Source organism: Shewanella sp. KJ2020 (genome assembly GCF_024197625.1).
In the GTDB taxonomy this organism is placed as follows: Bacteria; Pseudomonadota; Gammaproteobacteria; order Enterobacterales; family Shewanellaceae; genus Shewanella.
Genome location: NZ_JAKUKD010000024.1, coordinates 66024 through 79290, shown reverse-complemented (window position 1 = coordinate 79290; position 13267 = coordinate 66024). Strand labels below are relative to the sequence as shown.

At 48.1% G+C, this 13267-nt stretch carries 11 protein-coding genes; 7 read left to right on the top strand and 4 right to left on the bottom strand.

Translation table 11 applies throughout. From position 1 onward, the window contains the following. Nucleotides 1-126: 126 nt before the first annotated feature. The 3 genes from MJO46_RS13490 to gorA all read left to right on the top strand — a co-directional run bounded on the left by MJO46_RS13490 (nt 127) and on the right by gorA (nt 3051). Complete coding sequence (locus tag MJO46_RS13490) at nt 127-918, top strand: hypothetical protein (RefSeq protein ID WP_253989740.1); 792 nt, start codon at nt 127-129, stop codon at nt 916-918. A 126-nt stretch (nt 919-1044) separates the two neighbouring features. After that, nucleotides 1045-1581 (top strand): hypothetical protein, encoded by a 537-nt coding sequence (locus tag MJO46_RS13485; protein WP_253989739.1) that lies wholly within the window; start codon nt 1045-1047, stop codon nt 1579-1581. Between the two features lie 114 nt (nt 1582-1695). After that, entirely contained in the window at nt 1696-3051 is a 1356-nt protein-coding gene (gene gorA / locus MJO46_RS13480; RefSeq protein WP_253989738.1) for a glutathione-disulfide reductase, read from the top strand. Between the two features lie 144 nt (nt 3052-3195). Here gorA and MJO46_RS13475 read toward each other — a convergent pair whose 3' ends face one another. From MJO46_RS13475 to MJO46_RS13465, 3 genes are all read right to left on the bottom strand, one after another. Next, a complete protein-coding gene (locus tag MJO46_RS13475) occupies nt 3196-3999 on the bottom strand; it encodes a PepSY-associated TM helix domain-containing protein (RefSeq protein ID WP_253989737.1) in 804 nt (267 codons plus the stop codon). 30 nt (nt 4000-4029) lie between these two features. Continuing rightward, entirely contained in the window at nt 4030-4611 is a 582-nt protein-coding gene (locus MJO46_RS13470) for an FMN-binding protein (protein WP_253989736.1), read from the bottom strand. 73 nt (nt 4612-4684) lie between these two features. Further along, nucleotides 4685-5866 (bottom strand): porin, encoded by a 1182-nt coding sequence (locus tag MJO46_RS13465; RefSeq protein WP_253989735.1) that lies wholly within the window; start codon nt 5864-5866, stop codon nt 4685-4687. 415 nt (nt 5867-6281) lie between these two features. Between MJO46_RS13465 and MJO46_RS13460 the strand changes: the two genes are divergently transcribed. The 3 genes from MJO46_RS13460 (at nt 6282) to MJO46_RS13450 (ending at nt 11023) form a co-directional block, all read left to right on the top strand. Continuing rightward, nucleotides 6282-7511 (top strand): dicarboxylate/amino acid:cation symporter, encoded by a 1230-nt coding sequence (locus MJO46_RS13460; RefSeq protein WP_253989734.1) that lies wholly within the window; start codon nt 6282-6284, stop codon nt 7509-7511. 253 nt (nt 7512-7764) lie between these two features. Next, nucleotides 7765-8883, top strand: a complete 1119-nt coding sequence (locus MJO46_RS13455) for an FUSC family protein (protein WP_253989733.1) — start codon at nt 7765-7767, stop codon at nt 8881-8883. A 133-nt stretch (nt 8884-9016) separates the two neighbouring features. Beyond that, nucleotides 9017-11023: a M14 family metallopeptidase gene (locus MJO46_RS13450; protein ID WP_253989732.1), complete on the top strand. Its 2007-nt coding sequence runs from the start codon at nt 9017-9019 to the stop codon at nt 11021-11023. Here the strand turns inward: MJO46_RS13450 and MJO46_RS13445 are convergent. Next, nucleotides 11020-11796 carry a bifunctional 2-polyprenyl-6-hydroxyphenol methylase/3-demethylubiquinol 3-O-methyltransferase UbiG gene (locus MJO46_RS13445; RefSeq protein ID WP_253989731.1) on the bottom strand — a complete coding sequence of 259 codons (777 nt, stop codon included), beginning with the start codon at nt 11794-11796 and terminating at the stop codon, nt 11020-11022. The two genes, MJO46_RS13450 and MJO46_RS13445, sit on opposite strands and share 4 nt — an antisense overlap. Nucleotides 11797-12065: 269 nt before the next feature. On the opposite strand from MJO46_RS13445, the gene MJO46_RS13440 reads away from it, so the two are divergent. Beyond that, a complete protein-coding gene (locus MJO46_RS13440) occupies nt 12066-12839 on the top strand; it encodes a DUF4097 domain-containing protein (RefSeq protein WP_253989730.1) in 774 nt (257 codons plus the stop codon). Nucleotides 12840-13267 lie beyond the last annotated feature (428 nt).

Here is a 13267-nt window from a genome sequence, read left to right as displayed (position 1 = left end):
TACAGTTAATTTACTAAGTGAATCTTGATGAATTGATCGCAAATTAGATCCATTCTCATTAACAATTGGCTTCACCAACGTTAATATCGGCACCAAATCCACATCGTTAGCCTGATTGGCAAACCTATGACCACCAGCTCAGTCAACTCCATCACTCGCACACTCTGCACCTTAGGTCTGTTATTTCTTAGCCAAACCTCAAGCGCGAATGAAAGCCTATCCCAAAAAGAGAGCGTTTCGAGTGCCACATTGCAGACTCAACCTATTGAGCCTTGGGCAATAAATTTGGATTTAGGCTGGGACAGTAAATACATCTCCCAAGGGCGAAATAATTTATCACAGGGTGGCATCTATTGGCTAAACGCCTCGGTCCAATATGGCAATCTAACCACCTATGCCTTAGTCGGCCGCGGCGATAGCCAAGCCTACACAGAGTGGAATATCGGCCTCGAATATCGCTTGAATTTGACTGACAACCTAGAAGCCAATCTGGGATATCAACGCATTGAAGGTTACAGCAGCATCCGCTGCCAAGATAACGAATTTTTTACCGAGCTTGCGTACACGGCCACACCATGGCTTGTACCCTCAGTGAGTTATGTCTATTCCACCGAGGCTGCGGGTTACTTAATCGAGGCGAGTTTACACAGTTACTGGAATATCACTGAGCAATTCACTCTTACTCCATATATCACCCAAGGATTTGATTTTAAATATCGAACAGAAGCGCACAACGGCCGAAACAACCTACAATTTGGCCTAGAGGCCGCCTACCAACTGCTGCCCAATATGAGTGTCAGCGGGCATATTAGCCATAGCATTGCCCAGGATGATATTGAACAAGAAGCCGCGGCCAATGGCGATTTGGGCTCACAGGACCAAACCTATGCCGGCATTCACTTTTCGATGACCTTCTAAGTCCGGCTCAAGCTGATCCTAATATCAGGATTAGGCTGAATTTGGCAAAATCCAACCCACTAACTACACTGAAAACGTCGACGGAGCGACCTTCATCTTCACCCCTTTAATGCCGAGGAACAGGGAATGTTAGCGCATCACTTATACTTCACCCGCACTGCATTTATGGTTCTTGCCATACTTTTTATACCTTTAACAAATTCAGCCAATGCACGTCAGGCACCCGACCCCGGTTTAGTGTCTTTGCCACAACCGGCGCAGGCCGAGCCTTTGCCCTTAGGAACGCTGCTCGACAGTGAGGGGAAGCCGATTGCTATTCCCAGCGAGCCGCAGAGTGCGTTCGAGTATTCGGCGCCCACTATTACCCCGGCAGAACCCTCCAAAACCCAAGCGACTAAAAAAACAACTAAATCGGCTAAAACGAAGAAACTCACTCGTAAACAACAGCTTGCCAGCCGTGAACAGGTCGCAAATAACCCTAACTGCCGCTGGCTTGACCAACGTATGTCTCAGTTAGAAGCCCAAATGCGTAGCAAGCAGGATAACGCCAGCCAATATCACGCCGATGAACTCAGCGCCCGCCAACAGGAATGGCAATGCTTAAAATGTGGTGCCGAAGGACCAAATCGAGACGATCACTCCCGCTGCCAGTATCGCCGCTAAATGATTTAACCCAAACGATAACCCATGCAATAGGCTGGTCTGTGAGCACAATCCACCCTACAATGGCTTTCTGCAGTTACAGCATCTCACCCTTGAAGTAAGACGGAGAAACTCATGGCTCAACATTTTGACTATATCTGCCTAGGCGCAGGCAGCGGTGGTATCGCCTCGGCCAACCGCGCCGCAATGCGTGGCGCTAAGGTGTTGCTTATCGAAGCTAAACACGTGGGTGGCACCTGCGTAAACGTAGGCTGTGTACCGAAAAAAGTCATGTGGTATGGCGCCCATATCGCCGAAGCTATGCACCTTTACGCTAAGGATTATGGCTTCGACGTTACTGTAAATAAGTTTGATTGGAATACCTTAGTCAACAGCCGCGAAGCCTATATTGGTCGTATTCACGATGCCTACGGCCGTGGTTTTACTAACAATAAAGTGACTCTGCTCAATGGTTATGGCCGCTTTGTGGATGGCAATACCATTGAAGTTAACGGCGAGCACTACACCGCCGATCATATATTGATCGCCACTGGCGGCGCGCCGACTATTCCGAATATTCCCGGTGCCGAATATGGTATCGACTCCGATGGTTTCTTCGCCCTGCGTGAACAACCTAAACGTGTTGCCGTTGTTGGCGCTGGCTATATCGCGGTCGAAGTCGCTGGTGTGTTACACGCCCTTGGCAGCGAAACCCACTTATTTGTGCGTAAGCATGCACCGCTGCGCAACTTCGACCCTATGCTTATCGACGCCCTAGTCGATGCCATGGCCACCGAAGGCCCAACATTGCACACCCATAGCGTGCCAAAAGCAGTGGTCAAAAATGCCGATAACAGCCTGACATTAAGCCTAGAGAATGGCGAGAGCGTCACTGTCGATTGTCTGATCTGGGCCATTGGCCGCTCACCCGCCACTGGCAATATCGGCTTAGAAAACACTGACGTTCAATTAGATAGCAAAGGTTATGTCATCACGGACGAGCAGCAAAATACCACCCACAAAGGGATTTACTGTGTCGGCGATATTATGGCGGGCGGCGTAGAACTCACCCCTGTCGCAGTTAAAGCGGGCCGTTTGTTATCCGAGCGTTTATTCAACGGCATGACAAATGCCAAAATGGATTACAGCTTGATCCCAACGGTCGTGTTTAGCCATCCACCTATCGGCACTATGGGCCTGACCGAACCCGAGGCGCGTAGCCAATATGGCGATGATAACGTTAAAGTGTACTCCTCTACCTTTACCTCAATGTACACGGCCGTCACCAGCCATCGCCAAGCCTGTAAGATGAAGTTAGTTTGCGCAGACAAGGACGAAAAAGTCGTCGGTATTCATGGTATTGGTTTTGGAATGGATGAGATCCTCCAAGGCTTTGGAGTCGCACTCAAAATGGGCGCGACCAAAGCCGACTTCGATGCCGTTGTCGCCATTCACCCAACGGGTGCAGAGGAATTTGTCACACTTAGATAATTGTGGCGCAGCATCTTAGGTGTTCCATCCTAAGATAGGTTGACAGTTTCTAGGCCAGCTCCAGTAGCTGGCCTTTTTTGTTTGCGGCATCTCAATTCAGCCATAACAGCTGGTCTACGCGGCGGCTTGGCTGAGTAAACAAGTTTATCGCTTAGATTTGATTTGCTTTATCCACAGCCAAAGGCCGCTTAGGGATACCAGCAATAACGCTAGCCCGAAAATATCCCATAGCCACACGGCATAGGCGCCAAATAAGCGGCCGCTGTGCAAATCTAGCATCACCCTTTCCCAGTTGAGGTTCGCGCTGCGGGCGTATTGAATCATATCTGCGTCCACAGGCTCTGCAGAGATGACCCACTGCAGCGGCGCTAATGGCTGTTCTGGGATCCACTCGATAAGATTTTCGTCGGCTCGAAAATAGCCTGCAGTGGTTTTAAGCCAAACGCGATTGACTGTTTCGGTGTGGGCTGCATCGAGGGGTAAAGACTCTACGGCTAAGGCCTCTAAACCCTCAGGTAAACCCGTGCTGCTATTTTGAGTTTCCTGTAAGTGCCCTTGGCTATCAAATAGATAAAGTTGATTATTATCAATAGCTATCAACAGATTAGGTAAAAACACCGCACTAATTAATTGGCTTTGAGCCTCGAGTATGGGCTCACGCCCCAACCAGAGTCGGTTATCTGTGATAAATAGCGGCTGGGCTTCACTGCCAAATTGGGCAATATGATGGGGCGTCGCAATCCCGTAATAATCCAACAACCAAGTTTGTTGCACTGGGGATTTATTAAGCCGTAGTGCCTGGCTGTGATTGATGGCGACACCCGTCACCACGAGCAATAGGATAAATAGACAGCTTAAGATACCCAATCTACGGTGCCAAGGGCGAAGCGCGCGGGCAAGTTTGTAGCTAATAGTCTGTATCGATTGTGATTTATGCTTTCGAGTCATAGTTACATTTTACGTCTGGCTAGTTGACTATTATTGACTCTGTTCGGCTTCGGCTTTTGTAACATAGTTATCGAGCCACAAAGCAATACGAGACAGTTTCGTCAAGGCTCTGACCGACAGGGTGGCGCCGGTAATACCGTCAATATGCTGATCGAGTTGTGTTTGGTCGTCGAGTTTGGCTGATTTGAATTGATCCGTAAAGAAATCATGGCGAACTTCATCGCCGCGGCTTTCACGGTAAACCAATACTTTAGTCCTGACTATGGCGTGGTCTTTAATATGGATCCCGACAGTGATTGGTGCTTCTTTGCCTATTTCATCTAAAATCCACACGGTTTCATTGTCTTGCTGCCAATAACGAATGCGCATCTTATTGAAACTATGAGCAAGTATCGATTCAATAACCTGTTTGGCATGATCGTCAACCCAAAAGACTTTAGTTGTGCCTTTATTGCCATTAAATGCCTGTTGAATAAAGGCATCGGCACTTTGGTATTCGACGGCGCTCAGCCGCAAAGGGCATACCGCGAGTAATAATATCCCTAGGCTGCTCATCAATGATCTGCCAAGGCGCTGGCTCGCCTTTGTCAGTGCCGCGAAAAATGTGCCCATAATCACCTTCAAAGATAATGAATAAAGTCACACATCTGCAGGTGTGTGACTTTATTCGAGTGAGAAACAAAGCTTAGAACTGGTAACCCACACCTAAGTTGAAACCGTCGGCGTCTTTAGCACCACCTTGGGTTTCATAATCGGCTTTAAAGACCACGTTTTCATGTAACCAGTAATTCACACCAATGTTGGTTTGGGTGATTTCGGTGTCAGCATCATTGCCTGCCTTGTTATCCCACGCATTGTAGCGGGCGAAGACACCAAAGCTTTCGTTGAAACGATACGAAGGCTCAATGTAATAGCCCTGTTGCTTATCTTTCCCCAGGACTTCTGCCTCTTCGCCATCGATATCCCATTGAGCATAAAGTGCTTTAATGGTGAAGTTTTGAATGCTGTAGATAGCGTGCGCAGTTAACAAGGTTGCCGATGCCGTATCGACACCCGCAGCTCCTTGAGTTAAATCCGATTGATATTGTGCAGAAGCGGCCAACTCTAAACCTGGCACTGCGGTGTATTTCACTCGGGCGGTATAGGCTAAATCTTCACCATTAGCGTTAGACACTTTTTGGCGACCGCTACGAATATCAAATGCTTTGTCACCCGTTGTGGCAACGGCAAGACCACTCGTCACTGCGGTATCAAATGCAAGGCCAGGTGCCGCTTTAATATTTAACGCTAAACCCGCTTCCCACCAAGTCGCAGGGATGATGTTTGCTTCAACTGGATTACGCTCAACACCGTAAAATACCGGTGGCTCGTGGGTTTCGTTGATGATACCAACTGGCATCAGGAACAGACCCGCTTTACCCGTGAAGCTCTGGTTGAAATCGTGTTCGATATAGGCTTGTTCTATCTCAACTTCACCCTTTTTACCTTCGCCAGCCAATGCATGTTCCACTTCTAGCTCAGAGAAAAAACGGGTCTTTTCAGTAAATTCATGGCCAAAGAACAACACAAAACGATGAAAATCGAACTCTTTTTTGTCAGTGTCTTTAATGTTGTCTGAGATGTTGTTGTAGTGCAGTTCGCCATAACCCCCAATGGTCGTTGCACTCTTGCTTGAGCCAGTTTCTTCAACGGCATCGGCGGTTTTTTCTACTCGTTTTTCAGTTTCTTCTAAGCGTTTTTCAAGATCCTGCAGTACTTGTTGTTGTTGCTCAATCACTTTACGCAGTTCTTGTGTTTCATCTGTGGCGAGCGCTTGATGGCTAGTCAAGAGGCCCAATAGCGCGCTAGCGAGTAGTGTTTTTTTCATTGCCTTCCCCCAAATGGTTATTATTTGTAAACATATGTAAAAAATTGTGACGATTTTACACATCGACTTAAATAATGCAAACAATTCGCATTTGGATTCATAATTTAAATCGATTACTGTTTACCAAAATAAAACCAAGGCAACACTTGATAACCCAACGCACTTTTAGTACTTACCTGAAGGCCCTTGCTCCCGACAAAAATCACAATTCAATAAATTACGCACTAAAAAAACCGCCAGAAATGAATTATCGATATTTTTTATAGTCATTTTTTGACATTTTATCATTTAACGCTAACCTGATTTAGATTTTGATTATTTTCAAGCCAAGGTTAGTGATGTTTCACAAATACAGTCGATGCAACTGTGATACCTTAGGCGCCCAAAAAAAGCGTGTCGGGGGAGTTACGCAAGCATGAAAAGCAAGAATTTATTAGGCAACATTGGTGTGCAAGTGGTTATAGCCATGATTATTGGTGCACTGGTGGGTTTTATCATGGGCGAAAGTGCGAGTATCTTCGCACCACTTGGCACCATTTTTATCCATTTAATCAAGATGCTAGTGATACCTCTCGTCTTGGTTTCTATCATCAGCGGCGCAGCGAGTTTAGGCGATAGTCCATCGGCGGGTAAGATTGGCGTCGGCACTTTTGGCTTCTTTATTGTGACCTCAGGCTTTGCCGTGGTGCTTGCCTTGGTGATGGGTAATCTATTTCAGCCGGGTGCTGGGGTCGATTTTACCGCCCACAGTGGCGCAGACTTAATGGAAGTGACTAAGGATCATGGCGCACTACCCGGGGTGATGGATACCTTTATCGGTATGATCCCAACCAATGTGTTTGAGTCACTAAACGGCGGAAATATCCTTCAAATACTGGTATTTAGTATTTTCTTTGGTATCGCGCTGACTAAGGTTAAAGGCGATGGCGCTAAGCCCATCATGGCGGCGTTAAATACCGTCGTCGACGCCTTTGTGTGGATGATCAACTGCGTGATGATCATCGCACCAATCGGTGTGTTTGGTTTAATGGCCGATTCCGTCGGCACCTTTGGCTTCGACGCGCTAGAAGTCGTGTTTAAGTTATTTGCCGTGTTTGTGGCCGCGATTATGATCTACGGCTTTCTGTTCTTCCCATTGGTGGTGCAGTTATTCTCTAAAGTATCGGCGCGGCAATTTATTTCGGCGATGAAGAAACCGCAGGTAATGGCATTATCGACCGCATCCTCCATGGCGACTCTGCCGGTGAATATGGAAACCTGTGAAGAAGATCTTAAGATCTCTAAGGCAACCACCGCCTTTGTACTGCCCTTAGGTGCAACTATCAATATGAGCGGCAACGCGATTTATTATGGTTTGGTCGCCATGTTCTTCGCGCAAATGTACAACGTTGACCTATCAATGACCGCCTATGCGGCGATTATCTTTACTTCAACCTTAGGCGCCATTGGCCAAGCGGGCGTACCTGGCCCATCATTTTTAGTGGTCGCCGTGCTGCTCGCGGCTGGCATTCCTATCGATGGTTTACCGCTATTATTCGCCTTAGACAGGGTATTTGACATGATCCGCACCGCGCTTAATATCACGGGCGATGCGGCCTGCGCCGCGATTATGGATAAATATACCGCTGAGCAAACCTCGCACTAACTGGTTGAATACTAAGGTATATACCTAGGCTTGAATAGGCTTGCTTATTCAAGCCTTTTTTTATGCGCTACGTTTGCTCTTATCGCAGCGATTGACTCGACCTCCAAAACCTTAATGTGATCTTGGCGTCACCTTAGGCTAAGCTCGAACGGCTTGGCCTCGCAATTCGTATTTCTTTATCCCACGAGCCACTCCTAGGCGCCGTGTTTCTGCGATAATCACTTAGCGCTAATGTCCAAAGGAGTTTTGCACTATGTCTGTTTTTGCCCCCGCAAGCCCCTTTGCCGACTATATCTATCGCCACTTTCGCGCCATCCATGCCCTAAAACTCGGCCTTGCTCTACTGATTGCCGTGACCATCAATGCCATTTGGTCGCCGCCGCATTTTATTTGGAGCATGGTGACTATAGTGATCATTATGATGAGTCTGCCGCAGGTAGGCGGCGCGATTGAAAAATCCCTGCAACGAGCGGTAGGCACTTGTTTAGGCTCGGCTTACGGCGTGATGTTAGTGGCAACCATCGACAGTTATTGGCTAATGATGGGGTTGCTGATTTTAGGGGTGACGCTGATTTGCTTTATCTCGGCGGGGCGTTATAGCTACGCCTATTTAGTCGCGGGATTTACCATCATTATCGTTGTTGGCGATGCCAACCATGATACCTCTGAGGCGCTGTGGCGCACGGCCAATATTCTGCTCGGCTGTATTATCGCGATTTTGGTGTCGCTATTTATCTTCCCAATTAAAGCCAAACAGGACTGGCGCAGTCAGCTCGCCAATGCCATTAACAGTATGGCCAAGGTGCTCACTCAGCATTTACAGGCGCCAGCCAACCATGACTTAGATTTTCGCGCCGAACTCGAAGCGGCCATGAAGGCGGTATTAACCCAAAAGAAACTGTTTTTCTCCCTCGAGTGGGAAAGCCAAACCCTGAAAAAGCACAAAGTGCTGCTCGCGGAATTAGTCAATAAACAGGTTCGACTGATCACCCTGCTCGAACTCTTGCCCTTAAGCCGCTGGCAGGAGGCCGATAAAGAGGCCTACCATCAAATCAATAGAGTCGCCGCCGAGCTTACGGCGTATCTGCAGCGACTTGGCGAATTTGTGGCGGGTAAAAACCCTTCTTTACCCACCTTGCCGCCAGCGTTAGAGCAGGAGCTGCAACAGAGATTACAACTCACCTTGGCAACTCCAATGCAAGCCTCAGCCACTGTCGCAAACGAGGTGGCACAGGGATTCGCACTCACAGGATATGGCTGGCTTATCTATCAACTCGCCATCGCCGTCGAGGCGCTTTATGCCGATATAGCCATTATCGAAGTCGCCTACAGCGGACAAACCGTGTTACACAAAACTACTAAGCGTTCATAAGCCGTTACCACGGGGAATTACGGCTAAAAATCACTCTCGCGAACCAAGATAAACCCTTGGCAGCCCTTGCGCTTGCTGGGGGTTTAATGAAAAGATACCGCCCTAATAAAAATTCGATATATGGACTCTTTTCATGCGCTTGTTTTCCCCTTCCGTTGTCGCAATCGCCTGCTTATCGGCAGGATCATTATTGACTCCCCATTTAGCCTTAGCCGCGAATAATGAAGCTACTCAAACCGAGGCAACTAAAACTGAAGTTGCTAGCGCCGAGGTTACGAAAACCGAAGCCGTGCAAACCCCAGTGGTTGAAGCCAGTGTAGATAACAGCGCCACAGCACCGACAACCGAAGCCGCTCCCGAAGCAGCAGCCAATGTGGTCGCAACCCCGACTCGCGCCAATACCTTTGTAAATGATGCCATTTTACCGCCAAGCATCACTTGGCACGGTGGCAGCGAAGCCCTATTACTCAGCGCAGATCACGAATGGGCAACCCCCTTCGAGCAAAGCAATGGCATCGAAAGCCCAAGCTATGACGATACCATCGCCTGGCTCGACCGATTGGCGGCCGAAACCACTAAATTGCAGAAAGTGAGCCTCGGCAAGAGCCCTCAAGGCCGCGATATTTGGATGTATGTCGCCAGTAGCGAAGGCATAAACGAATCGGCGCGTCTTAAACAAAACACTAAGCCAACGGTGTTAGTACAGGCAGGTATTCATGCCGGCGAGATCGACGGTAAAGATGCCGGCATGATGCTACTGCGGGATATAGTTAAAGGCGACAAAAGCGATCTGCTCGAAAAAGCCAACCTGTTGTTTGTACCAATGTTTAGTGTCGATGCCCATGAACGCAGCGGCGAATTTAATCGCGTAAACCAACGAGGCCCAGTGAATATGGGCTGGCGCACCAATGCCAATAACCTCAACCTTAACCGCGACTATGCTAAGGCCGACACCCTAGAAATGCAGCATATGCTGCGGGCAATTAATGTGTGGCAGCCGGATCTGTATATCGATGTGCATGTGACCGACGGTATAGATTACCAATACGATATCACCTTCGGCTACAACCTCGCCCAAGGCTTGAGTCCCGCCAGTTTCCGCTGGCTCGAAAATAGCTATCGCCCAGCAGTAGAAGCGGCATTAACCGAGCAGGGTCATATTCCCGGCCAGCTGATCTTCGCCGTCGACAATACCGATATCACTAAGGGCATGTCACTGTGGAACCCTAGCCCGCGCTTCTCTAATGGTTATGGTGATGCCCGCCATCTGCCCACTATTTTGATTGAAAACCACAGCTTAAAACCCTTTAAGCAACGCGTACTTGGCACCTATGTGATGCTAGAGCAAACCCTGAAAACCGTTGGCACTCAAGCCACTAAGTTAAAGAGTGCAATTCAAGAGGATAAATACCGCGCCTCGCCGCTGATCACATTAACGTGGAAATCGGCGCCACTGGCTAAGGGTTGGGATTTTAAAGGCATAGACTACACACTTGAGAAAAGTCCAATTAGTGGCACCGACGTTGTACGTTGGACGGGCGAACCTAAGCTGTACCCTAACCTGCCTGTGATGGCCGAAACTGTGCCGGATATTAAAGTCACTCGCCCGAGTGCCTACTATATTCCTGCTGAGTGGACACAGGCCATCGAGCGTCTCAATCTGCACGGCATTCGTATGACTCGTTTAAGCAAACCCACAGAGCTTAAGCTGCAACAATACGCCTTAAGCAATCCGGTGTTTAATACTAAGGCATTCGAGGGGCGACTCACGGTTAAGGCCGACTCGACACTGGCCAAAGTGATCACCACCTTGCCCGCGGGCACAGTCAAAATCAGCACAGAGCAACCCTTAGGCGATCTGGCAATTTTACTGCTTGAGCCACAATCGCCAGATTCCTTGCTGCAATGGGGCTTCTTCAACCCTATCTTTACCCGCACCGAATATATTGAGGACTATGCGATAGAGCCTCTGGCCGCCAAGATGCTTAGCGACGATCCTAAATTGCAGGTTGAGTTTAATAAGGCGCTGGAAAACCCAGAGTTTGCAGCCGATCCCGAGGCGCGCTTACGCTGGTTCTATGAACGCAGTCCTTACTACGATAATCAATATCTTAAGTATCCGGTCTACCGTAGCCGTTAATCCCCGCAAGCAGGCTTACGCGCACTGATGCTATACACCAAGGGCACATGCTGCCCTTGGTGTGTTAGCACATAACGGCCATCGGCTTGCGCTTCGAGTCCTTCGAAGCAGTTATAGGGGCTGAAATCAAATTCGTGGAAACACTCCAACACTAAACCCGCCTGCAATAATGCATTGATCACTTCAGACAGACTGTGCGACCAGCACATCAAGGTTTGCTGCTCATCACCGGCATTTTCGGTATAAGTCCCTTCCTGCTCTATATCTGGCTCACCCCGATTAAAATAGCTATAGCCATCGAACAACTGCTGCGCCGGGTGAAACTCGGCCATATAAAACTGTCCGCCGGGCTTTAAACAAGCCGCAATGGTCTGCGCCCAAAGCATTAAATCCGGTAACCACACAATGGCACCATAGGAGGTAAAAACAATATCTTGCGGCTCAACCTTGCCCGCAACGCTGTAGACATCGCTACAGATAAACTCGGCGGACAACTGCGTCTGCTGCGCCAACTTGCGCGCCTCAGCAATCGCCACTTCGGATAAATCAACCCCAATCACTTTAGCGCCCATTCGCGCCCACGACAGGGTATCTAAGCCAAAATGACATTGCAGATGCAGTAGACTTTTGCCCGTCACCGCAAGCTCGTTAAGCTCGATTTCCGTTAGGGATGTTTTGCCGCCCAGAAAGCCTTCAACATCATAAAAATCAGAGGTTAAATGCACTCGAGTGCGTGCATCCCAAGCTATCTTATTGGTTGTTAAATAATCCATTGGCAGCCTTCCTTTTATGCTTTGAGTCCAGCGGGGTTGATAGGGCTCACACTAACCTAATAAATAAGCAATTTCACTAATCTGTGGGTAAATCACTCATTCGGCGGACATGTCCGCTTAAGCTAAACCGGACGCATTTAAAGCAAAACATTGATTATTAAAATATTTTAAAATTGGCATAGGATGTGCAATCTCTGCTCACATAAAGTTAATCGCAATCAGTTCTGCACTCAGTCGGTCATCGAGTGTCGAAAACAAGGAAGAATATAATGTCACTACGTCCCTTTATCTTCACCCTCGGATTTATCGCCGTCTTTACCGTTGGTGTGTCACTCACGGGCTGCATTATCAATGTGAACGCCGCCGGCATGCCGGATTTAGATCACCAGCAACGCGAGTTAGTGCTCGAGAGCCAAGATATAGAGGAGCTGATTGCCGAAACAGGTGCAGGCAGCCTTGAAATTATCGGTGTTGAGGGCCTTACCCAAATTAAGTTAGTGGCTGATATCTATAGCAATGACGATAGCAAAGTGATTCTCACCCTTGAGAAAAAGGCCAATAAAGCCATGCTCAAGGCCGATTTTGAGCAGGAAAGCTTCAATAACTACTCACCCTATATCGATCTTAAGCTGCAAGTGCCTGCAGGATTAGCGCTGGATATTGACGATGGTTCGGGTGCGATTTTGATCAATAAGATGACCGCCGATATCAAGGTGAAGGATGGCTCAGGCGAACTGGTTATCCACGGTGGCAATAATGTCAGCATCGACGATGGCTCGGGCGCAATTGAAGTCACTCAACTCAATGGCAATTTAGCGATTACCGACGGCTCAGGTGCTATCACAGTGACTGATATCAAAGGCAATATCACTATCGACGATGGTTCGGGCGAAATTGCAGTCGCCAATGTACAAAATACCGTCAGTATCACAGATGGTTCAGGTGATATTAATGTTATTAACACTAAAGGTTTGAGTATCTTAGCGGCGGGCTCCGGCGATGTGACATTCGATAAAATCGACGGTCCAGTGAGCATGAAATAACCCGAGTATTGACCTTCTTCCCGGCGTAGAGACTGATGTTGCAACGGTTCCCAACCAAAATGTCAGTCTTCTACCCACCCTTTTTAGCGTTACCGTTCCATGGACAATCTTATGCACTTTATGCCACTAACCCCTTGTAGTGGCATTTTTTTGCGTCTGAGACTTTCTCAGGCTCAATTCAGGTAAGCCTTTGGTAACGCTTTACCTATTTAATTTTCTAAGCAAAATGTCGCGATAAGTGTCTCGGTAAACCAATAGTTTCGGTAATGGTTAGAGGGGCTAATTGGTGGCATCATGGCTTCTGGCTATAGTACTCCCTAATTGCCTGCCGCAGGCTTTCGCACGCTCTTATATGAGCTACACCAGTGACTCGCCGTACTCATGCTTTAAAAATCGCGTCCCTGTAGGCTCTACTAAAACATCCATGT